General features: G+C 67.9%; 17 protein-coding genes. 8 read left to right on the top strand and 9 right to left on the bottom strand.

Annotation, left to right across the window (positions count from 1 at the left end):
* Positions 1 to 14 precede the first annotated feature (14 nt).
* Positions 15 to 3,026, top strand: coding sequence for a bifunctional [glutamine synthetase] adenylyltransferase/[glutamine synthetase]-adenylyl-L-tyrosine phosphorylase (locus tag NCO8_RS22945; RefSeq protein WP_067642198.1), 3,012 nt, complete (start codon positions 15 to 17; stop codon positions 3,024 to 3,026).
* A gap of 59 nt (positions 3,027 to 3,085) precedes the next feature.
* Here the strand turns inward: NCO8_RS22945 and NCO8_RS22940 are convergent, their stop codons facing one another.
* A complete protein-coding gene (locus NCO8_RS22940; RefSeq protein ID WP_056821080.1) occupies positions 3,086 to 3,289 on the bottom strand; it encodes a cold-shock protein in 204 nt (67 codons plus the stop codon).
* Positions 3,290 to 3,510: 221 nt separating this feature from the next.
* Between NCO8_RS22940 and NCO8_RS22935 the strand changes: the two genes are divergently transcribed.
* Positions 3,511 to 4,506, top strand: a complete 996-nt coding sequence (locus tag NCO8_RS22935; RefSeq protein ID WP_067642372.1) for a hypothetical protein — start codon at positions 3,511 to 3,513, stop codon at positions 4,504 to 4,506.
* Between the two features lie 115 nt (positions 4,507 to 4,621).
* Positions 4,622 to 7,138 (top strand): GmrSD restriction endonuclease domain-containing protein, encoded by a 2,517-nt coding sequence (locus NCO8_RS22930; RefSeq protein WP_067487334.1) that lies wholly within the window; start codon positions 4,622 to 4,624, stop codon positions 7,136 to 7,138.
* Here the strand turns inward: NCO8_RS22930 and NCO8_RS22925 are convergent.
* Positions 7,135 to 7,392 carry a hypothetical protein gene (locus NCO8_RS22925; protein WP_157105049.1) on the bottom strand — a complete coding sequence of 86 codons (258 nt, stop codon included), beginning with the start codon at positions 7,390 to 7,392 and terminating at the stop codon, positions 7,135 to 7,137. The two genes, NCO8_RS22930 and NCO8_RS22925, sit on opposite strands and share 4 nt — an antisense overlap.
* Positions 7,393 to 7,486: 94 nt before the next feature.
* On the opposite strand from NCO8_RS22925, the gene NCO8_RS22920 reads away from it, so the two are divergent.
* On the top strand, positions 7,487 to 8,437 hold the full coding sequence (locus NCO8_RS22920; RefSeq protein WP_084457403.1) for an endonuclease/exonuclease/phosphatase family protein: 951 nt from the start codon (positions 7,487 to 7,489) through the stop codon (positions 8,435 to 8,437).
* Between the two features lie 73 nt (positions 8,438 to 8,510).
* Entirely contained in the window at positions 8,511 to 9,962 is a 1,452-nt protein-coding gene (locus NCO8_RS22915) for a neutral zinc metallopeptidase (RefSeq protein WP_067642196.1), read from the top strand.
* Here NCO8_RS22915 and NCO8_RS22910 read toward each other — a convergent pair whose 3' ends face one another.
* From NCO8_RS22910 to NCO8_RS22900, 3 genes are read right to left on the bottom strand one after another with little or no spacing between them, the layout of a single operon-like run.
* Positions 9,963 to 10,424: a 6,7-dimethyl-8-ribityllumazine synthase gene (locus NCO8_RS22910; RefSeq protein ID WP_067487344.1), complete on the bottom strand. Its 462-nt coding sequence runs from the start codon at positions 10,422 to 10,424 to the stop codon at positions 9,963 to 9,965. It lies immediately after the preceding gene.
* Positions 10,425 to 10,448: 24 nt separating this feature from the next.
* Complete coding sequence (locus NCO8_RS22905; RefSeq protein WP_067642195.1) at positions 10,449 to 11,282, bottom strand: alpha/beta hydrolase; 834 nt, start codon at positions 11,280 to 11,282, stop codon at positions 10,449 to 10,451.
* Positions 11,279 to 12,736 carry a M20/M25/M40 family metallo-hydrolase gene (locus NCO8_RS22900; protein ID WP_245655469.1) on the bottom strand — a complete coding sequence of 486 codons (1,458 nt, stop codon included), beginning with the start codon at positions 12,734 to 12,736 and terminating at the stop codon, positions 11,279 to 11,281. Before NCO8_RS22900 ends, NCO8_RS22905 begins: the two co-directional genes overlap by 4 nt.
* 100 nt (positions 12,737 to 12,836) lie before the next feature.
* Between NCO8_RS22900 and NCO8_RS22895 the strand changes: the two genes are divergently transcribed.
* A complete protein-coding gene (locus NCO8_RS22895; protein ID WP_067487348.1) occupies positions 12,837 to 13,583 on the top strand; it encodes a DUF4191 domain-containing protein in 747 nt (248 codons plus the stop codon).
* A 52-nt stretch (positions 13,584 to 13,635) separates the two neighbouring features.
* Here the strand turns inward: NCO8_RS22895 and NCO8_RS22890 are convergent, their stop codons facing one another.
* Both NCO8_RS22890 and NCO8_RS22885 read right to left on the bottom strand, forming a co-directional pair.
* A complete protein-coding gene (locus NCO8_RS22890) occupies positions 13,636 to 14,019 on the bottom strand; it encodes a YrdB family protein (RefSeq protein ID WP_067642194.1) in 384 nt (127 codons plus the stop codon).
* 39 nt (positions 14,020 to 14,058) lie between these two features.
* Positions 14,059 to 14,511: an RDD family protein gene (locus tag NCO8_RS22885; protein ID WP_067487354.1), complete on the bottom strand. Its 453-nt coding sequence runs from the start codon at positions 14,509 to 14,511 to the stop codon at positions 14,059 to 14,061.
* A gap of 253 nt (positions 14,512 to 14,764) precedes the next feature.
* On the opposite strand from NCO8_RS22885, the gene glnA reads away from it, so the two are divergent.
* The gene (glnA, locus tag NCO8_RS22880) at positions 14,765 to 16,201 is read left to right on the top strand and encodes a type I glutamate--ammonia ligase (protein ID WP_067642193.1); all 1,437 of its coding nucleotides are present in this window, start codon (positions 14,765 to 14,767) and stop codon (positions 16,199 to 16,201) included.
* A gap of 129 nt (positions 16,202 to 16,330) precedes the next feature.
* Here the strand turns inward: glnA and NCO8_RS22875 are convergent, their stop codons facing one another.
* On the bottom strand, positions 16,331 to 17,518 hold the full coding sequence (locus tag NCO8_RS22875; protein WP_210740693.1) for a lipase family protein: 1,188 nt from the start codon (positions 17,516 to 17,518) through the stop codon (positions 16,331 to 16,333).
* 384 nt (positions 17,519 to 17,902) lie between these two features.
* Between NCO8_RS22875 and NCO8_RS22870 the strand changes: the two genes are divergently transcribed.
* Positions 17,903 to 19,546, top strand: coding sequence for a CocE/NonD family hydrolase (locus tag NCO8_RS22870; RefSeq protein WP_245655468.1), 1,644 nt, complete (start codon positions 17,903 to 17,905; stop codon positions 19,544 to 19,546).
* Here NCO8_RS22870 and NCO8_RS22865 read toward each other — a convergent pair.
* On the bottom strand, positions 19,543 to 21,252 hold the full coding sequence (locus NCO8_RS22865) for an alpha/beta fold hydrolase (RefSeq protein ID WP_067642191.1): 1,710 nt from the start codon (positions 21,250 to 21,252) through the stop codon (positions 19,543 to 19,545). The two genes, NCO8_RS22870 and NCO8_RS22865, sit on opposite strands and share 4 nt — an antisense overlap.
* Positions 21,253 to 21,272 lie beyond the last annotated feature (20 nt).

Genomic DNA, 21,272 nt, shown 5'->3' with positions numbered 1-21,272 from the left:
GTAAGTTTTGACGCATGGTTCGGCCACCGACTGCCCGCTCCGCTGTTCCCGGCGTAGGTCGGCTCGGGTTACTTGAACCCACCGCGGCGGACTCCCTGCACCAGCTCGGCTGGGACAATGTCGACGGCGTGCCCGTGCTCTGGGCGCTGTCACGTTCGCCCGACGCCGATCTGGCCCTGTCCACGCTCGTGCGGTTGCGCGAAGCGCTCGGAAACGACTGGGGCGAACTGGATTCGGCGATCCGCTCGGAAACGACGCTGCGTGGCAGGCTGTTCGCGCTGCTCGGTTCCTCGACGGCGTTCGGCGACCACCTCGTCGCCGTACCGCAGCGGTGGAAAGTGCTGCGCGCCGGTCGGCTTCCGGATCGCGACGAACTGATCGCCGACCTGCTCGACGCCGTCGACGCGAAACCCGAGACCGGCCCCAACGCGGGACCCATGCTGTTCCGGGCCGGTATCTCCGGTCCGGAGTCGATCGCGTTGCTGCGCGACCGGTATCGCGATCAGCTCATGCTCCTCGCCGCGATCGACCTGGCCTCCACCGTCGAGAACGAACCGGTGCCGCCGTATCAGGTGGTCGGCAGGCACCTGTCGGATCTGGCCGACGCCGCGCTCACCGCCGCCCTGTCGGTGTCGGTGGCGCGGGTCTGCAAGAACGGCGAGGTTCCGGTGCGTCTCGCGGTGATCGCGATGGGCAAATGCGGTGCGCGCGAACTGAATTACGTGAGCGATGTGGACGTGGTCTTCGTCGCCGAGCCCGCCGACGCCACCGCCACGCGCTTGGCCGCCGAGATGATGAGTGTCGCGAGTTCGGCCTTCTTCGAGGTCGACGCCGCGCTTCGCCCCGAGGGCAAGGCCGGTGCGCTGGTGCGCACCCTCGATTCGCACCTGGCCTACTACAAGCGCTGGGCGCGCACCTGGGAGTTCCAGGCCCTGCTGAAGAACCGCCCGATGACCGGCGATCTCGAACTCGGACAGCAGTACCGCGACGCGCTCATGCCGATGGTGTGGGCCGCCTCCGAACGCCCCGACTTCGTCGCCGACGTGCAGGCCATGCGCCGCCGGGTGGAAGACCTGGTGCCCGCCGACCTGCGCGAACGCGAACTCAAACTCGGCGCGGGCAGCCTGCGTGATGTCGAATTCGCTGTTCAGCTACTGCAATTGGTGCACGGGCGCGTCGACGACTCGCTGCACGTCACCAATACCGTCGAGGCGCTCACCGCGCTCGCGGCGGGCGGCTACATCGGCCGCGACGACGCCGCCAACCTCACCGCCTCCTACGAGTTCCTGCGACTGCTCGAGCACCGCCTGCAGCTGCAGCGGCTGAAACGAACACACACCCTGCCCGCCGCCGACGACGAGGAAGGCATGCGCTGGCTGGCGCGCGCCGCCCACATCCGGCCCGACGGACGCCAGGACGCGGTCGGCGTGCTCGACACCGAGATCCGCCGCAACGCGGTGCGGGTGCGCCGCCTGCACGCCAAGCTGTTCTACCGGCCGCTGCTCGACGCGGTGGCCCGGATGGATTCCGACGCGCTTCGCCTGAGCCCCGACGCCGCCGTGCGCCAGCTCGCCGCCCTCGGCTACGCCGCACCGGAGAACGCGCTCGGTCACCTCAAGGCGCTCACCGGTGGAGTGTCGCGCAAGGGCCGCATCCAGGCGCTGCTGCTGCCGACACTGCTCGAATGGCTCGGTGACACACCGAATCCCGATGCGGGCCTGCTCGCCTATCGCCGGGTGTCGGAGGGGCTCGACGACCAGATCTGGTTCCTGCGCGAACTGCGCGACGAGGGCGCCATCGCCCAGCGGTTGATGATCGTGCTCGGCTCCTCGGAGTACCTGCCCGATCTGCTCATCAACGCCCCCGAGACCATCCGCATGTACGCCGACGGTCCCGGCGGACCCCAGCTGCTCGGACCGCAACCCGAGGACGTGGCACGCGGCATCCAGACCGCCGCCGCCCGCTACGACGACCCGAAACGCGCTGTGGCGGCGGCTCGTTCGCTACGCAGGCACGAACTGGCCCGGGTCGCCTCGGCCGACCTGCTCGGCATGCTCGACGTGCCGCAGGTGTGCGCGGCGCTGTCGTCGGTGTGGGTGGCGGTGCTCGAGGCGGCGCTCAGCGCGGTCATCCGCGCCTCGGAAGCCGAGCGTGGCGCCCCGGCGCCCGCCGATATCGCGGTGATCGGCATGGGCAGGCTCGGCGGCAAGGAACTCGGCTACGGTTCCGACGCCGATGTGCTGTTCGTGTGCGATCCGCGGCCCGGTGAAGACGAGACGACCGCGGTGAAATGGGCGACCAATGTCGCCGAGAACGTGCAGCGGCTGCTCGGTGCCCCGAGTGTCGACCCGCCGCTGCAGGTCGACGCGGGCCTGCGCCCCGAGGGTCGTCAAGGCGCCCTGGTTCGCACGCTCGCGGCCTATCAGGCCTACTACGCCCAGTGGGCGCAGTCGTGGGAGGTGCAGGCGCTGCTGCGCGCACACCAGGTGGCGGGGGATCAGGACCTGGGCGTGCGGTTCCTGCATGTCATCGACCCGGTGCGTTACCCGGCGGGCGGTGTGTCGCCCGAGGCGGTGCGCGAGATCCGCCGGATCAAGGCGCGCGTGGATTCCGAGCGGCTGCCGCGCGGCGCCAACCCCGCCACCCACACCAAACTGGGTCGCGGTGGCCTGGCCGACATCGAGTGGACGGTGCAACTGCTGCAGTTGCGGCACGCCCACGAGGTGCCCGCCCTGCACAACACCTCGACACTGCAGTCGCTCGACGTGATCGAGGCCGAGGGCATCCTCGAGCCGGAAGACGTTGCGCTGCTGCGGGAATCGTGGCTCACGGCGACGGCGGCCCGCAACGCGCTGGTGCTGGTGAAGGGCAAGCCGACCGATCAGCTGCCCGGTCCCGGCCGGCTGTTGTCGGCGGTGGCGCGCGTGGCCGGCTGGCCCAACGACGACGGCAGCGAATTCCTCGACAACTACCTGCGCATCACGCGCCGGGCCAGGGCCGTCGTCGAGCGGGTCTTCGGGGTGTGAGGACATGAGAAAGGCCCCGCACCAGTGGTGCGGGGCCTTTCTACAGCATCACGCCGAAATCAGATGGCGCGGACGTCCTGAGCCTGGGGGCCCTTCTGGCCCTGACCGACCTCGAACTCCACGCGCTGGCCCTCTTCGAGCGACTTGAAGCCCGAGCCGCCGATGGCCGAGTAATGCACGAAGACGTCGGGGCCGCCTCCGTCTTGGGCGATGAAGCCGAAGCCCTTTTCGCCGTTGAACCACTTAACAGTGCCTTGAGTCATGTTTTTAAAAGTCTTTTCCGTAGGTGAGCCACGGCGATCACTTGCGATCAGCCCAGTCTCAGCGTCCAAGTATGCCACACTCGTCAGCAAACCGCGCATTCGGTCGCATCACACCACCGTATGGGCGGAGTCTGCGGAAATTCCCGGGCGTGTCGCACGCGGTTTCGGGCATCCTTCGGCCTCGCTCACCCGCCGCCGCGAAGTGTGCCAATCTGGGCACCATGGACATCGACCTCGCCATGCGGGTACTCGACGCACACGTGGCCTTCGAGAAGCGGCGGCTGCGCGATCCCGCGGGTTTTCTCGAACTGATCACCGAGGAGGTGGACGGCGCGCTCGCCGAGGCCGACGTGCTCACCCTGGCCGAGGCCGTCACCCGCGAGCAGATCAAGGCCGTCGCGCACAAGTACGCGGTGCAGTTCCCCGTCGAGGGCGCCATCCCCGAACTCGTCGGTGAGGTGGCCGCGCGGTTGTACAACCATCGCGTCAACGACGAGATGGAGGTCGGCGAGGTGGTCGACACCCGCCACTTCGACGACCTCGTCGACGCGATCGCGGGCATGGAGGTGACGCACCGGCTCCTGCGCATGGTGCTCAACAGTCCTGTCACCGTCGACGCCTGCGTGGAGGCCGTGCAGCGCGCGGTGGTGACCGCGGTCGACGACGGGCGTCACGTGGAGGGCGGCGGGCTGGCCGCCTCGCTGCGCGGCGCGCTGTCGCGACTGGCCGAACCGGCGATGCCCGTGATCGAGAACGGTGTCGGCCGGATCACCCGCACCGGTGCGCGATTCGTGTTGCGCGGCAACAGCAACGACGCCGACGAGGTGCTCATCGACACCGCCCGCGAGACCTGGCGCAAGCACGTCGGTGATTCGGTCGGCACGTTCCGTGAGGTGGTCTCGGCCGACGACGTCGAGGACATCGTCGTGCTCGCCTTCGAGTTCTGGCGCTCCTTCCGCGACACCGACTACTTCCACGCGCTGCTCGACGAGGGCATCGACCACGTCTTCGACAAGTACGGCGACACCGCGCTCACCGAACTCCTGGCCGAGCTCGGCGTGAGCCGCGCCGACATCATGGAGGAGGCACTGCGTTTCGGCCCGTCGGTGCTCGAAAAGCTCGACGAACGCGGCTATCTCGACGCACTGTTGCGGCGCAGGCTCGCGCCGTTCTACGCCTCGGCGGAGTTCCGTGCCGCGGTGGCCGGGACCGGGTAGCGCGGCACTCGACCCGCCAGTCCTGTTCGGGCGCTGGGATGTCGGAGCCTGTCGGTACGATCCGTGCGACGATGGGGCGGTTCGCCGCTAGGAGGAACGCGATCGAAAGGCTGTCGTGACACGTCTGTCCACCCTGCTCGACCAGATCGATTCCGGGGCCGTGCTGCTGCCGGAGTTCCAGCGCGGGTACGTGTGGAACCGCGATCAGGTGCGTGGGCTCATGCGGTCGCTGTACCTGGGGTACCCGGTCGGTGGCTTGCTGGTGTGGGAGACGGGATCCGACGACATCGCGGTGCGCGGCACGGCCGCCGGCTCGGGCCTGCGGCAGTTGCTGCTCGACGGCCAGCAGCGCATCACCACCCTCTACGGCATCGTGCGCGGCAAGGCGCCGTCGTTCTTCGAGGGCGATGCCGTCGCGTTCACCGGCCTCCATTTCGATGTCGAGCGTGAGCTTTTCGAGTTCCAGGTGCCCGGTCGCGACATCAGTCCGGCGTGGATCGATGTCACCGAACTGTTCGCGCTCGGCCCGATGCACTACATGTCCCGGTTCCCCGACGAGTCGCCGGAAACGCTGGCGCTGTACCTGGACCGGTTGAACAAGCTGCGCGAGATCACCCACCGCGAGTTCAATGTCGAGACCATCACCGGCTCGGACCGCACGGTCGACGAGGTGGTCGACATCTTCAACCGGGTGAACTCCGGCGGCACCAAACTCTCCAAGGGCGACCTGGCGCTGGCCACCCTGTGCGCGCAGTGGCCGCAGGCGCGCGGCAACCTGCGCGATCACCTCATCCGCTGGGACAAGGACGGCTACACCTTCACCCTCGACTGGCTGCTGCGCAACGTGATCGCGGTCGGCAACGGGCGCTCCCATTTCGACGCGCTCGGCGACCTCGAGCCCGCCGAATTCGAGCTGGCGCTGAGCGAGTCGGCGCGCCAGGTCGACACCTTTCTCGACACCGTCGCGGGCAGGCTCGGCCTCGACCACGACCGAGTCCTGATGGGCCGCTACGCGATTCCGGTCATCACCCGGCTGCTGTTCCTCAACGGCGGGCAGTTCGACAACGACCTGCACCGCGACCGGGTGCTGTACTGGTACATCCATTCGGCGCTGTGGGGCCGCTTCAGCGGGTCGACCGAGACTTTCCTGCAGCAGGACTACGACACCCTCGAACGCGGCGGTATCGACGCGCTGATCGCCTCCCTGGAACGTCTGCGCGGCGGCTCGCTCGACCTGTGCGCCGACGACTTCGCCGGCGCCACCCGCGGTTCGCGTTTCTACCCGCTGCTGTACCTGCTCACCCGGGTGGACGGTTCGCGCGATCTCGGCACCGGAACTGAACTCGGCATCGAACAGTTCGGTGACCGCACCCCGGTGCAGGTGCACTACCTGTTCCCCAAAACCCTGCTGCGCGAATACGGCTACGAACGCAACGAGATCAATGCGATCGCCAACTTCTGCTTCCTGAGTCCCGGTTCGGAAGCCGAAGTGGGCGAGCGCGAACCGGCCGACTACTTCGCGGAGATGGAGCGGCGCAACCCAGGAGTCCTCGCGTCGCAGTGGATTCCCACCGACCCCAACCTCTGGCGGGTGGAGAACTATCGCGAATTCCTGCGCGCGCGGCGCATGCAGCTCTCGCGGGCGGCCGATACGTTCCTGGAGAAGCTGCGCACGGGCAACCTGCACCGGCCGACGCTGCTGACGGTCGGCGTCGCCGGTGTCACGGTCGGCGACCCGGCCGTCGACCAGGTGAATGCCCTCGTCGAGGACCTCGTCGCCGACGGTTTCGGTTTCCCTTTGCTCGACAGCGAGGTCTCCGACCCCATCACCGGCCGCGAACTCGCGGTGGCGGAGGCGTTCTGGCCCGAGGGCCTGCAGCCCGGTGTCGGGATGCCGGTGGTGCTGCTGCTCGAACCGGCCGATGCCGACCTCACCCGCTTCTCCCAGTTGGGCTACGCGGTGTTCACCTCCGTCGACGCCCTGCGCGGCTACGTGGAGAACCTGCGCGCCGAGGCGTCCGGTGCTCCCGGCTTCGACGGCCCCGCCGCCGATGTGGCCGCGCTGGCCGAACGGCTGCCCGCCACCTGGGTCGGCAATTCCGAACTGGTCTGGTTCACCTACTCGTGGGCGCTGCTCGAGCAGGACCGGGCGAGCGGTCCCGAGGTGGTGGAACTGAGCCCCGAACAGGTCGCGTTGCGCTACATCGCGCTGTGGGCGCTCACGCGCACCTTCTACATCCACGCCTTCGACCAGGGCAATCCCGGTGAATGGCGCTACTACCTCGGCGACGCCATCGGCCCCAACCCGCTGATCCCGCGTGAGTGGCTCGCCGCGCGTGCGGTCGAGTCCGGTGCGCTGGCGCCCGGTGCGGTCCCCGGTGACGAGGACATCGCGATCGCCCTGGTGCACGGCGTCATCGATACCGTCGACGAGGTGGCCAACGCGCTCACCCACATCCTGGGTGGGCCTGGCCTGTTCGCTTCGCTCTGGGCCTCGGCGGGCGCGGCCGAACACTACGGTTATCCGCTGTCGACCGATCAGATCAACGACCTCATCAACCAGGTCGTCAACGATCCGGCGTCGCGAAAGATCCAGGCCTACAACTGGATCGAAGCGGGCATGCCGCTCTAGTCCTGTGCATCGGTCACGCGCTGGAAGGTCGTGACGAACTCGCGCAGGGCATCGGGGTCGGCCGTTTCCACGGTGATCGGGGTGCCCGCGCGGACGTCGAGTTCCGGCCAGCAGACGGGCAGGACCGGCAGCTGAACGGTTCTGGTACCGACGGTCACCGTGATCGCGGGGGTGCGGCTCGTCGCGACGGTCATCAGGTCCTCGACCGCCTGCTCGGTGAGCTGTCCGGCGGCACTGAATTGTTCGATGTACACGGCCACCTCCTTCTCGTCGGCCAGTGTAGGCCCCTCAGAGAATCCTCAGAGGCACCACATCCAGGCCTGATGCGTGCCCGCTTAGGCTGCTCGCATGATGCGTGAATGGATGGATCGAGCGCTGCTCGTCCTGGGGTGGGGCGCAGTGATCGCGGCGGTGGCCGGGATCGTGTTGCACGTCGGGAACTGGCAGCAGAGAACGTTGGTCTTGCTGGCTTCGGGGGCGATGTGGCTGATGCTCGGTGCCGTGGTGGGGGTGGTGTTGCTGCTGCTCGCGCGCGGGTGGCGCAGCGCCGCCGTGGGGGCCGCGGTGCTGGTGGGGGCCGGTGCGCTGGTCGTGCCGTCCTATGTGCCCGAGGCGCGTGCCGCCGACGGGCCGGAAGTGGTTGTGCTGCAGTCGAACATCCTCTTCGGCAAGGCCGACCCGAAAGCGGTGGTCTCGACGGTGCGCGACAACGATGTCGATCTACTCACCGTCGAGGAACTGACCTTCGACGCGATCACGGCGCTGCGCGCGGCCGGGCTGGAGGAGCAGCTTCCGCACGTCTACCTCGAAGCGGCCCACGCGGGCGGGGGAGGCACCGGGATCTACAGCCGCTATCCCTTGCGCGACACCAGGAAGTTCGACGGATTCGTGATGAGCAACCTCGGCGCGACCATGGAACACCCGCAGCGCGGCCCGATCTCGGTGTTCGCCTTCCATCCCATGCCGCCGAACCTGGACTTCGTGGCGTGGTCGAACGAGATGCGCCGGGTCGACGAGATCCTCGCCGCCACCAGCGCGCCCGCGATCGTCGGCGCGGATTTCAACGCGACCCAGAATCATTCGGCCTACCGGGCACTGCTCGACGGCCCGTTCGCCTCGGCCGCCGACCAGACCGGCGACGGCATCCTGCTCACCTACCCCGCCGACCGCCGCTGGGGTCCGTTGCTCGGTATCGACTACGTGCTCGTCGCCGGTGGCGTCGCCGAAGACGTTCGCACACTGACCCTTCCGGGCACCGACCATCGCGCTGTGCTCGCCACGCTCCGAATGGACCGCTGACACTTCTGGATTACCATGTGAGCGCTCGACAGCGGAGGCTTCGTGTCCGCGTCATTTCCGGGGAGGACAGCGTATGAGAAGACATCGGTTCGGCGTGGCCGTGGCCGCGGCACTGATGAGTGTGGGGGTGCTGGTCACCGGTTGCTCGACGGCGAACACCGTCACCGGCGACCAGGCGGTACCTACGCAGGACAACCCGTGGGAGGTGGCGGGCGCGACCTCGAGCGAGGGGCCGAGCGGCCCGCGCCCGGGTGTGCCCGACACCGACAAGAAGGCCGAGAACACCGACAACGGTGCCATCGACAAGCTCGCGATGAACGCGATCGCCGACATCGAAGAGTACTGGCAGGGCGAGTATTCCAAGACGTTCCGCGGCGACTTCAAGCCCGCTTCGAAGTACATCTCCTGGTCGGCGCGGGCCTCGGAGGCTGAGTCGGTGGAGTTCTGCTTCGGCAGCACCTACAAGCTGGTCAATGCCGCGTACTGCCCGCTCAACCACACCATCGGTTGGGACCGTGAGGTGCTGTTGCCGCTGCTGGTCGACAAGTACAAGGAGATGTCGGTGGTGATGGTGCTGGCCCACGAGTACGGGCACGCCATCCAGGCACAGGCCGACCTGCTGCGCGGCTTCCTGATGGACGGCCTGGTGAAGGAGCAGCAGGCCGACTGCCTGGCCGGTGTGTTCCTCCGCCATGTGGCCGAAGGTAATTCGAAGCACTTCACCCTCAACACCACCGACGGCCTCAACGGTGTCCTCGGCGCGACCGTCGCCGTGCGCGACCGCGACCCCAACGACCCCGACGCCATCCACGGCTCGGCGTTCGAGCGGGTCACCGCGGTGCAGATGGGTTACACCGACGGCGCCAAGGCGTGCAAGGCCATCGACAAGGACGAGATCGCCAAGCGCCGCGAGGGGCTGCCGGTAACCTTCGAGGAGGACGAGCGCGACAAGCAGTTGCCGGTGGACCAGGAAACGCTCAGCACGCTCGCCACCCAGCTCGGCAAGTCGATGCCGGTGCAGAACGCGCCCAAGTTCGACTACAGCGGCGTCACCCGCAACTGCGCGAAAACGACCACGACCGAACCGGTCTCGTACTGCCCCTCGTCCAACACCATCGGCACCGACGTGCCCGCCATGGCCGAGCGGGCCGGAGAAGGCGCGAGCGGTGAGGAGGAACCGCTGTCGGCGGTCGTCACCGGCGACTACAACGCCGCCGTGGTGTTCGTCTCCCGCTATGCCCTTGCGCTGCAACAGGATCGGAAGGTATCGCTGACCGGCGCGGCCACCGCCGGCCTTCGCACGGCCTGCCTGTCGGGTGCGCTCACCACGAAACTCAGTGAGCCGGGCAGTGATCCGCGCCTGTCGGCGGGCGACCTCGACGAGGCGGTCTCCGGCCTGCTCGCCGACGGCCTGGCCGCCAGCGATGTCGACGGCAAGGTGGTGCCGAGCGGATACCAGCGCCTCGAGGCCTTCCGCACCGGCGTCCTGCAAGGCGAGCAGGTCTGCTGGACTCAGTTCGAGTAATCAGGAAACCGGCAGCGATCGAAGGGAGCTGAGGGTGTTCGCCACCGCGCGGGCAGCCTCGGCTCCCTTCGTCACGAAGTGGTTGGTGTAGTAGTCCACGTGCTCGCTGTGCTCGTGGAAGTGGTGCGGGGTGAGCACCACCGAGAACACCGGCACATCGGTGTCGAGCTGCACCCGCATCAGCCCGTCGATCACCGCCGAGGCGACGAAGTCGTGGCGGTAGATGCCGCCGTCGACGACCAATGCGGCGGCGACGATCGCCTCGTAGCGGCCGGTGGCGGCCAGGCGCTTGGCGTGCAGCGGGATCTCGAAGGCGCCCGGCACGTCGAACACCTCGACCACCGCCTGGTCGAAGCCCAGGTCGGCGTACTCGGCGAGGAAGCCCTCGTGTGCTTTGTTGACGATGGAACTGTGCCAGCTGGCGCGGATGAAGGCGACGGCGCCGGAAGTGGTGTTTCCCATGGTCGGAGTCTACTAGGCGACAAGTTACTTGTCGGTAATATGGTTCGTGAGCCAGTCGACGACGTCGCCGATCACCTCGTCGCGCTCGGGTTCGTTGAAGACCTCGTGGTAGTAGCCCGCATAGCGGCGCACGGTCTTGTCGGCCGAGCCCGCGTCGCGTTCCAGCACGTCGGCGCTCGACGGCGCGGCGATCGCGTCGCCGGTGCCGTGCAGCACGAGCAGCGGTGCGGTGAGCGAACCGAGGCGCTGCTTCACCAGTTCGGTGTGGCGCAGGATTTCCACGGCCGTGCGCGCGGGCAGCTTCCCCCGGAACACCAGCGGGTCGTTGTCGTAGGCGCGGACCACCTCGGGATCGCGGCTGATCTCCGACGAATCCAGTTTCAGCACACCGAGATTCGGGGCCAACCGGGTGAGCAGTGGCGCCGCCGCGCGCTGCACCGGATTGCCGAGCGGGATGTCGAGCGGCGGTGCGGACACCACGACACCCGTCACGTCGACGGGCGCGCGGGTGGCCAGATGCAGGACCACGAGACTGCCCATCGAATGCCCGAGCAGGAAACGCGGCAGGCCGGGGTCGGCGGCGCTCGCGATGTCGAGCAGGGCCGCCACATTGTCGGCGGCGGCATCCATCGAACCGATATTGGCCCGGTGACCCGCCGAGTGCCCGTGCCCGACATGGTCGAGGGCGTACACCGCGAACCCGGCCTCGGCCAGCGCGGCACCGACGTATTCGTAGCGGCCGGAATGTTCGGCCACGCCGTGGACCAGTGTCACCACGGCTCGCGGCGCGTCGGGTCGCCATGCGCGCCAGGCGATCCGCCCGCCGTTGCCCGCGAATTCACCGGTCTCGGTGGTCATTGCTGCGTTCCTGTCGGCTCGGGCGCTGTCCGGTCGGTGGACGCGGCCTGCTCTGGCCGGTCGCTCGGTGCGGCGAGCCGCTGGATCAGACGCCGGTTGAATTCGATCAGCCGAGCGTAGTTGAGACGCGAGATCCGTTCGTCGGTTCCGTGTATCCGCTCCAGGTCTTTGGCGTCGAGCACAATCGGCGCGAAATTACAGCGCGTGTCGACCAAATCGTCGTAGTGGCGCGAATCGGTGGCACCCGGCACCAGACCGGTGGTGGTGACGATGCCGGGCACCAGACCGGTCGCGAGTTCGGCGATCAGTTCGTAGGCGGGCCCGGGGCCGTCGACCCGTGACGGCTCGGAGGTGGGGCCGACGAGTTCGACCGTCACGCCGTCGTCGCCGATCACCCGGCGGCAGTGCGCGAGGACAGCCGCGGCCGAATCACCGGGCAGGATACGGAAATTCACCAGCGCCTCCGCGCTCTGCGGCAGCACATTGGCCTTCACCCCACCCGCGATCACCGTGGGTGCCGTCGTCGTGCGCACCAGCGCTTCGGTGCTGGGAGCCAGTGCCATGATCCGGGTGAGCAGCGGTGCCGCGAGCCGGGACAGCACCTCGGAATCGGTGAGCCCGAGCAGCTTGCGGCGTGGCCCGGGCAGGGCCACTCGCATCCGGGCGAGCATGTCGGCGATCACCGGCGTCAGTCGCAACGGCATCGGCCGGTCCTGCACCCGCGCCACCGCGCGAGCCAGCCTGCCGACCGCGGTCTGGCGCCCGGGCATCGAGGAGTGCCCGCCGGTCTCGGTCACCGAAAGCCGCACCGTCGCGTAGCCCTTCTCGCCGAGCATGATGCTGGCGACCGGCCGGTCGACGCCGTCGGCGACCCCGTCGGTGATGACACCGCCCTCGTCGAGCAGCAGATCGGCCCGTACGCCGAGGTCGCGCAGATGCCCGGCCATGCGCACCGCGCCGCCGTCGCCGAACACCTCCTCGTCGTGACCGAAGGCCAGATAAACCGTGCGGGTCGGCCGGATTCCGTTCCGCAGTGCCCACTCGACGGCCTCGAGGACGGCGAGCACGCGGCTCTTGTCGTCGATCGCGCCCCGGCCCCAGATGAACTCGTCGTCGACCACACCGGCGAACGGCGGATGGGTCCAGCGTTGCGGGTCGTCGGCCGGGACCACGTCCTGATGGGCCAGCAGAATCGCCGACACACCCTCCTCGACGCCCGGCCAGCGGTAGAGCCTGCTGCGGCCGAACACGGTGAGCTCGAGCTCGGCGTGGGTCAGCGGGAACGCGGCCTCGAGGTGGTCGGCAAGGCGGGCGAACTCGGCGTCGGCGCTGCGGGCGGGATCGTCGGCCGAGACCGTCGCGCAGCGCAGGGCCGCGGCCAGTCGTTCGGCCACCTCGTCGTCGGCACCGTCGGTGACGGGGGAGTGGGCACTGTTGTCGGTGATCGGGCGCACCTGCGCCATTCTCGCCGGACACGCGGCGGAAAGTGCGGCGAATCGTCGCGAGTGTCATGCGGTCCGACCGGCGCGCGACGGTGCATCTAAGCTGAACACCATGGCAGGAGGCAAGGGCGGCAAGCCGTCGAAGGAAGCCAAGGCCGCGGCTAAAGCGGCCCGTAAGCAGGCATCACGCGAACGTCGTCAGCAGTTGTGGCAGGCGTTCAACATGCAGCGCAAGGAAGACAAGGCGCTGCTGCCGCTGATGATCGGCGCACTCGTGGCCACGACGGTGGTGTTCTTCGTCATCGGCCTGATCTTCGACATGCAGTGGTTCCTGCTGCCGCTCGGTCTGCTGCTCGGTGTGCTGTTCGCCTTCATCATCTTCGGGCGGCGCGTGCAGAAGAACGTCTACCGCAAGGCCGAAGGCCAGGCGGGCGCGGCGGCGTGGGTGCTGGAGAACCTGCAGGGCAAGTGGCGGGTCGCCAACGGCGTGGCCGCGACCACCCAGCTCGACGCGGTGCACCGCGTGATCGGTCTGCCGGGCGTCATCTTCGTCGCCGAGGGTTCGCCGCAGCGGGTCAAGTCGCTCATCGCGCAGGAGAAGAAGCGCACCGGGCGCCTCATCGGCGACACCCCCATCTACGAGGTGATCGTCGGCAACGAGGAAGGGCAGACCCCGCTCAAGGACCTGCAGAAATTCCTCACCAAGCTGCCGCGCAACATCGACGTCAAGCGGATCGACCAGATCGAGGGCAGGCTCTCGGCCCTCAGCTCCCGCAGCGGCGGTCCCGCGATGCCGAAGGGCCCGATGCCCCCCGGCGCGAAGATGAAGGGCATGCAGCGCGCCATCCGTCGCCGCTGACCCACCACGTCGCGAGCCCGTCACCGTGCAAGGTGACGGGCTCGCCGCTTTTTCAGGCCTGGGATGTACGTCCGGTCAGCAGCCACAGCACACGGTCGTAGGCCAGCAGGTGATAGCCGACGAGGACAGCGGCCGAGATCAGCGCCAACCGGGGCAGCGTCGCTGCCCACAGGGCCGCGGCCCCGCCGAACAGCACAGCGAGCTCGACCCCGAGCCGCACCGGACCGGGGACCGGCACCGGCGCGTCACCGCTGCGGCTCGGGTCGTCGGGGACCGCGAGCGTGCCCCACAGCACAGCCGCCGCGACCGGCAGCACCACGACGAGCAGATATCGCCACGGGGAATCGAAGGCACGCCAGCCGAACACCCCGAACGAGGTGATGGCGATCAGTTCGAGCAGAAAACGGACGGCCAACAGGGCCGGATTCAGTGACACGGCCTGATCGTATGGCCGCGCCGCACGCCGCGCGCTCGATCAGCGGGCGTTGACCAGGGCGGTGCCGGTGGCCTGGTCGTGCATGCCGCGGCCGTCGGCATCGGTGAACAGTGCGGGCACCACGAAGAACACCAGCACCTGCCGGGCCAGCGCGCGCACGAACCCGACCGGCACGGGTGCGTCGATCCGCGCCACCCGCATGCGCAGGAAGTACTGGCCGGGGGTGAACCCGAACAGCGTCACCGCGAGCACACCGATCACGAACCACACCAGCAGCGGCACCGACGACGACGCGAAACTGCCGGTGATGACGGCCGCGATGCCCACCGCGATGAACCAGTCGACGAACAGCGCCACCACCCGCCGCCACGTCGGGGCCAGCGAGCCAGCGCCCTCGCGAGGCAGCCCGTAGAGCTCGCCGGGGTAACCCGCTGTCTCGTCGTCGCCTTCGGTGGGATTGCCCGAGAGCCATGTGCCGGTGATGCGCGCCATGAGTTCCAGGATAGAGCCGGGTCAGGGGCGGCTACCGACCGCATTGACGGAGGTCACGTGAGCGCGCGCGGGTGAAGATGGCAGGATTGGGCCTGCAGGTCGCGCCCGGATGGCAGACATCACCGTCGCCCGGCATGCGCGTAACACTGGCGAAACACAGCCTTGACTGTAGGGAAACACCGCGTCCATAACGTCAGGTCGCGACGAACCCACGCATCGTGACGGGCTGGGAACCGATCCGTAAGGAGAACAAGTGACGTTCAGCACGGCCGAAGAGGTCATCCAGTACATCAAGGAACAGGACATCGAGTACGTCGATATCCGTTTCTCGGACCTTCCCGGCGTCCAGCAGCACTTCTCGATCCCGGCCAAGGCGTTCACCGCCGACCTGGCCGAAGAGGGTCTCGCGTTCGACGGTTCCTCGGTGCGTGGCTTCCAGTCGATCGACGAGTCGGACATGCTCCTGCTCCCCGACTTCAGCACCGCCCGGATCGACCCGTTCCGTGCCGCGAAGACGCTCAACCTGAACTTCTTCGTGCACGACCCGTTCACCCGTGAGGCCTACTCCCGCGACCCGCGCAACATCGCGCGCAAGGCGGAGGAGTACCTGCGTTCGACCGGTATCGCCGACACCGCGTACTTCGGTGCCGAGGCCGAGTTCTACATCTTCGACGGCATCCGCTACGGCTCGGGCATGAACGGCTCGTTCTACGAGATCGAGTCGATCTCGGGCTCGTGGAACACCGGCAACGAGTTCAACCCGGACGGCAGCCGCAACCTCGGCTACAAGGTCCGCAACAAGGGCGGTTACTTCCCCGTCGCCCCGTACGACCACTACGTCGACCTGCGCGACAAGATCTCGACCAACCTGCAGAACGCGGGCTTCGAGCTCGAGCGCGGCCACCACGAGGTCGGCACCGCCGGTCAGGCCGAGATCAACTACAAGTTCGGCACCCTGCTGGGCGCTGCGGACGACCTGCAGCTGTTCAAGTACATCGTGAAGAACACCGCGTGGCAGGAAGGCAAGTCTGTCACCTTCATGCCGAAGCCCCTCTTCGGTGACAACGGCTCGGGCATGCACGTGCACCAGTCGCTGTGGAAGGACGGCAAGCCGCTGTTCCACGACGAGGCCGGCTACGGCGGCCTGTCGGATCTGGCGCGCCACTACATCGGCGGCATCCTGCACCACGCCCCGTCGCTGCTGGCGTTCACCAACCCGACCGTCAACTCCTACCACCGTCTGGTGCCGGGCTACGAGGCCCCCATCAACCTGGTGTACTCGCAGCGCAACCGCTCGGCTGCCGTGCGTATCCCGGTGACGGGCAACAACCCGAAGGCCAAGCGCATCGAGTTCCGCGCGCCCGACTCCTCGGGTAACCCGTACCTGGCCTTCGCCGCCATGATGATGGCCGGCCTGGACGGCATCAAGAACAAGATCGAGCCGCTGGCTCCGGTCGACAAGGACCTCTACGAGCTGCCGCCCGAGGAGGCCAAGAACATCCCGCAGGCCCCCACCAGCCTCGCGACGGTCATCGACCGCCTCGAGCAGGATCACGACTACCTCACCGAAGGCAACGTCTTCACCGAGGACCTGATCGAGACCTGGATCCAGCTCAAGCGCGACAACGAAATCGCGCCGGTGAACCTGCGTCCGCACCCGTACGAGTTCGAGCTGTACTACGACGTGTAAATCTCACCTGTGCGAACGGGCCTGATCGGCCCGTTCGGTTCGCAGTGGGTACGCAGTAAACGGTTGAGTCCACCCGTTCCGTGAGCACACGGCGGGTGGACTTTTCCGTATCCGAGGTTCGCGACGGAGCTAAGCGCCCTCGAGTGCCATGGTCGGCACCGTGCGCGTCGAGCAACCGTCCGGCGCTGCCTGCCCAGCGAGGCGGTCATCGATCCAGCGCAGGACCGCGGTCGTCGCACTGATCTGCAGGCTCACGTGCTCGCTCAACTGGTCCCGCACCGAGGTGATCCGTGCTCCCGTTGCGCACCACCACGCCGTCGCCTGGTCGGCCCAGGTGATGTCGAGGATCTCGTCGTGCACGGCGTTGTAGCTGAGCAGCGGTGCGGTCGGTACCACGGTGCCGAATTCGAGGCCGGTGAACGATGCCTGTACCTGGTCCATCAGTTGTGAAAACGGGATCGTCAGGTAGTCGTCCATGCGCAGGAACGCGTGCTGAGCCACGTTCGGTGTCACGCATCTGCTGTCGCCCGCGGCCATCAGAGCGTGTCCGGCCGGCGTCAGATATTCGGCGAAAGCCGCCGCCAGCCGTGGATCGGCGCGCATCATGCCCGGCAGCAGCGACGGCAGGAAGCCGGAGAACGGGCCGCCGTCGAGCTTCTCCAGATAGCGGCCGATCGGCGCGGTCCAACCACCCATGGCTACACCGACCAAGTGGATTTCGGGAGCGTAGGTCGGATGGACCTGCGCGGCCCAGCTGGTACCGAACGACCCGCCGGAGTAGCCCATCGCGGCGACCGGGGTCTCGGTGCCCCACAGTCCGAGCGGTGTGAAAGCCTCGGCCGCGCGCACGCCGTCGAGCGCGGCGTAACCCGGCTGTCTCGGGGTGAACATCGACCCTTTCGGGCCCTCCCAGTCGGGTACGGAAATCGCATGACCGGACGACAACATCTGGTCGATCTGCATGAGATCCAGTGAGGCGTCGTACTTGTCGGGCGCTCCTTGGCGCAGCACGTACGAGGGAGCGCACTGTGGGGCCGATGCATCCGTGGCGGCCTGATAGCTGATCAACCCTTTGACCTGCCCGCTTCGTGGGCGCAGCACCGTCGTCACGGTCGCCATCGGTCGGCCGTCGGTATCGGTCGTCCGATACAGCAACTGCCAGGCGTCGGCGTTCTGCGCCTGAGGTCCGAGCGAGGCCACCTCGACGGGCCGCGAGTTCAGAATGGTGCCAGGCGCGGTCGAGTCCCATCCCGATGGCGGGGTGTAGAACGAGTCGTGCTGCGGAGTCGTCAGCGGATCCGCACTACCGACCGCCATGGAAGTACTGGTGAAGCATAGCGCGGCCGAAACCGCGATCAGTATCGAGCGCACGCGACCGCGTTCGGCTGAACGCGCTGCACCACAGGCTGATACGGCTCTGCCCATCCTGGGAACCACCCCTCCCTCGAGGGGAACTGCCACCCGAGAATCCCCTGAAGGCAGTCAGAGTACATCTGCCGATCGCGACAAATATCCGAAATGACAGCGGTGCAAGTCACAGAAGGTTCGATGATCGACCGGAAAAACCTGTTCCGTCTCAGGGGAGCGTTGGGTGTTTCCAGAGGTGGTTCGCGGCTGCCGACGACGGGTGGTCGGGGCTGGCGAATCGGCCCCCGGATATCGGGGCTGGACGGGTGAGCGGATTGCGGTAATAGTCCAGGGGTGCGATGGGGCGTTGTGGCGGCGCGGGCGATGGCCGGCGTGGCGTTGGTGGTCGGGATGGCGGCGGCGCCGGTGGTGGCCGAGGCGCCGGTGGAGTTCACGTGGACCCAGGAGTATCTGACCGCGGCCGACGGAACCCGGTTGCACGCGGATGTGTTGCGGCCTCCCGGTCTGGCGCCGGATGCGCGGACGCCGGTGCTGTTGACCGCCAGCCCGTACCGAGCGCACCTGGCCTATCTCAGTGTGCCTCGACCCGAAGGCGGGCCATCGACCGAGAATCTGCCGGTCGAATGGGCGCTGAAGGCGGGGTACACCTATGTGATCGTCGATCTGCGCGGCTTCGGCGGGTCCAACGGCTGCCCGGATTACGGCGGGCCGGGGGAGCGCTCGGATGTGGTCGCGGCGGTCGAGTGGGCGGCGAGCAGGCCGTGGTCGACCGGCCGGGTCGGCATGGTCGGCACCTCCTATGAGGGCTGGACCGGGATGATGGCGCTGGCCGAGAAGCCGAAGGGGCTCGCGGCGGTCGCGGCGTTCGCGCCGGTCGTCGACCCGTATTCGTACCTGTACATGCAGGGCACCTCGTGGAAGTTCGGCGGCAAACCGCTGACCGAAGACGGTGTGCGCCCCGCCGACATGGCAGGCGGTGAGCACCTGGCCATCGCGTCGACCCCCGGACACTGGGCCGACAGCGACGAGTACAAAGCCAACGCCGTCCAGATGACCCAGGCCTGCGCCGACAGCTACCTCGGGCTCACCATGAACCACAACGGCGCCGACCCCGGCTGGCGGGAGCGCGACATGGTCGAAGACCTTCGCGGCAACACCACCCCGCTGTTCCTCGGCCAGGGTTTCCTCGACGCCAATACCCGCGCCGACCGGGTCATCGAGGCCTGGGAAGCGCGGGGCCCGGGCGAGCATCGTGCCTGGTTCGGACAGTGGGGGCACTCCGATTGCCGGGAGAAGTGCGGCACACCGCATTTCGCCGCCCAACTGTACGCATTCCTGGACCGGCACGTGGCCGGCGCCGACATCGAGGTGCCCGGCCCGCCGGTCACCGTCGGCCAGTTCGACGGCGGGTGGCGCAGCGAAGACGTGTGGCCGCCGGTCGACACGCGCCGCACGACGGTCCAGTTGCGCACCGGAACCTATGTCGATCGAGGTCTTCTGCCCGGCGCCGACCGGGAGATCTGGTCCATCTCGGATCCGGTCACCCAGCCGGTGCACCTGGCGGGCCGCCCCACCGCGTCCCTGACGCTGTCCGGTCCGCCCGAGGCGACGGTCGCACTCGAGCTGTACGACATCGCCCCCGACGGCCGCGCCACGGTGATGAGCCGGGGGATCGCCCCGGTTCGCACCGAAACCCAGGTCCGGCTGCTGTGGCAGGACGCGCGGTTGGCTGTCGGGCATCGGTTGGGCGTGCGCATCACCGATGTGGTCGACGACGTGTGGTCGCATACACCGACCAATGCGCGGGTCACCGTCGAGGCGGCCCGAGTGGAACTGCCGTTGCTCACCGCCGCCCGCGAGCTGAACCTGTCCGGTGGTGTGCCGACCTGGCATGCGCGGTGGCGCGGTGCCGAAACCGTCGAACTCGGGCAGGCGCTGTTGAACGATCCGGCAGTGCGGGTCGAACTGCCTGCTTAAACCTGCCGGGAGACAGCCTTTTCCGAGCCCTCGAGCACGCGGAAGACCTGGTCGGGATGGGTCAGCTGCGGGTAGTGCCCGGCACCGGCGATGGTGGTGATTCGGTGGGCGGTCGGCTGCGTCAGCGGGTCGTCGGCACCGACGACGATGTCGACCGGAACCCGGACCTCGGCGAGTTTCGCGGCCAGGTCGGCACGGTATCGGTCCTTGCGTACCGACCGCATGATCGCGAACGTACGCTGAGCCACCCCGTTGCGCCGCAAGCCCGCGACCGCCGATTCGATCGCCGCGCCATTCGGAATACCCAGGCGCGAGGCGAGTTTCGCGGCCGGAAGCCGCTTCGCGACAGCGGCAGCCAGCGGCGAAGCGGTAATCCACGGCAGCTGAGGCTGGAGGAACCACGGTGCGATCAGCACCAGTCGCGAAACCCGATCCGGGTGGCGCAGCGCGTATTCGACGGCGGCACCGGTGCCGAGGGAGTGCCCGACGAGCACGGGCGTGCTGCGTACCGGCGCGAGCAGGTCATCGATCCACTCGGCTGTCGACATGTCCGACGCGGCCGAGCGGCCGAGTCCGGGCATGTCCGCGGCGAGGACCGAACCTTCCAACCCATCGGCGAGATCGGCCCACGAATCGCTGTCGAGCGGAATGCCGTGCAGCAGCACATAATCTGGGTCGGCATGATCGCCACTCAGCCAGGTTCCCGTGCGGAAACCGGCTGCCCGCGTCGTCTCCACGGCACCGTTACGAGTCGCGACGATCCGGTCGGCATAGGACCGCAGGAGATCGCCGACCGGTGGCTGCGTGATACCCAGCCGTGCGGCGACTTCGTCGCTGGCCGAGGTGTCGTATCGGTCGCTGCTGATGAACGACAGCGTCTCGGGATCGGTCTGGGTGAGTGCCCGTGGCAGCCGCCGCAAGATTTCGGCAGGGACGGTGAAGCGCGGTGCGCGGACATGCAAGTGATCGGCGACGAGGCGGATCAGCTCGGGAAGATTTGGGGTTGTGGCGTCGAGGACGGCGTAGGAACGTCCCTCTGTGTCGGGCAGGGTGGGCAGCCCGACGATGAACCGGGTGAGGTAGTCCAGGTCGACGACCGGGATGAACGTGTCGGCCGACCCCGGCAGCACGGGCAACTTCCCGCGCCACAGCAAGTCGATCAGGTCTGCGAGCCCGAAGAACTGACCGGGGCCGACCACACCGGACGGGTTGGCGAAGGTCAGAGGAATATCCCTGTCAGCAGCCACTTTTCGCAGCAGCGCGTCGGCCTCGACCTTCGAAGCCTCGTAGGCACCGGAACGGTAGTCGGTGTGCCCGGCCTCGGCGCGATATCCGGTGATGTGCACGATTCTGCGTAGATCCGGCTGTCGCGCCGCCCATTCCAGCACGTGCAGCGCACCGTCGAGATTGACCCGACGAGCCACGTCGGGATCGAGCCCGAACTTCATCAAGGCGGCCGCGTTGTACACATCGCGTACCCCTTCGATCGAGTCATCCAGTGCCAGATCTGGTTCGGTGATATCGGTGGTGGTGATCGTGAGACCGGCGGTGTCCACGCCTTGCTCGACCAGCCACGTGGACAGGCGCTGCTCACTGCCGGCGCGCAAGGCAGCCGTGACGGTGTGCCCCGTGCGCAGCAATTCCGCGACCAGTGAGCGGCCGATGAATCCGGCCGCCCCGAAAACGATCGAATCGGTATGAACCATGGTGTCCTACTTTCAGTAGA

The sequence above is a fragment of the Nocardia coubleae NBRC 108252 genome (assembly GCF_001612805.1).
GTDB lineage: Bacteria > Actinomycetota > Actinomycetes > Mycobacteriales > Mycobacteriaceae > Nocardia > Nocardia coubleae.
Note: the sequence above shows the minus strand (reverse complement) of the source record. Positions and strands in the feature narration are given on the sequence as shown.

Excerpts from the sequence above, each read along its gene's own strand:
- NCO8_RS22945 (WP_067642198.1), top strand. The coding sequence starts at position 15 with ATGGTTCGGCCACCGACTGCCCGCTCCGCTGTTCCCGGCGTAGGTCGG.
- NCO8_RS22895 (WP_067487348.1), top strand. The coding sequence starts at position 12,837 with ATGGCAGGAGGCAAGGGCGGCAAGCCGTCGAAGGAAGCCAAGGCCGCG.
- NCO8_RS22920 (WP_084457403.1), top strand. The coding sequence starts at position 7,487 with ATGATGCGTGAATGGATGGATCGAGCGCTGCTCGTCCTGGGGTGGGGC.
- NCO8_RS22885 (WP_067487354.1), bottom strand. The coding sequence starts at position 14,511 with ATGGCGCGCATCACCGGCACATGGCTCTCGGGCAATCCCACCGAAGGC.
- NCO8_RS22910 (WP_067487344.1), bottom strand. The coding sequence starts at position 10,424 with ATGGGAAACACCACTTCCGGCGCCGTCGCCTTCATCCGCGCCAGCTGG.
- NCO8_RS22940 (WP_056821080.1), bottom strand. The coding sequence starts at position 3,289 with ATGACTCAAGGCACTGTTAAGTGGTTCAACGGCGAAAAGGGCTTCGGC.
- NCO8_RS22875 (WP_210740693.1), bottom strand. The coding sequence starts at position 17,518 with ATGGCGGTCGGTAGTGCGGATCCGCTGACGACTCCGCAGCACGACTCG.
- NCO8_RS22915 (WP_067642196.1), top strand. The coding sequence starts at position 8,511 with ATGAGAAGACATCGGTTCGGCGTGGCCGTGGCCGCGGCACTGATGAGT.
- NCO8_RS22935 (WP_067642372.1), top strand. The coding sequence starts at position 3,511 with ATGGACATCGACCTCGCCATGCGGGTACTCGACGCACACGTGGCCTTC.
- NCO8_RS22865 (WP_067642191.1), bottom strand. The coding sequence starts at position 21,252 with ATGGTTCATACCGATTCGATCGTTTTCGGGGCGGCCGGATTCATCGGC.
- NCO8_RS22905 (WP_067642195.1), bottom strand. The coding sequence starts at position 11,282 with ATGACCACCGAGACCGGTGAATTCGCGGGCAACGGCGGGCGGATCGCC.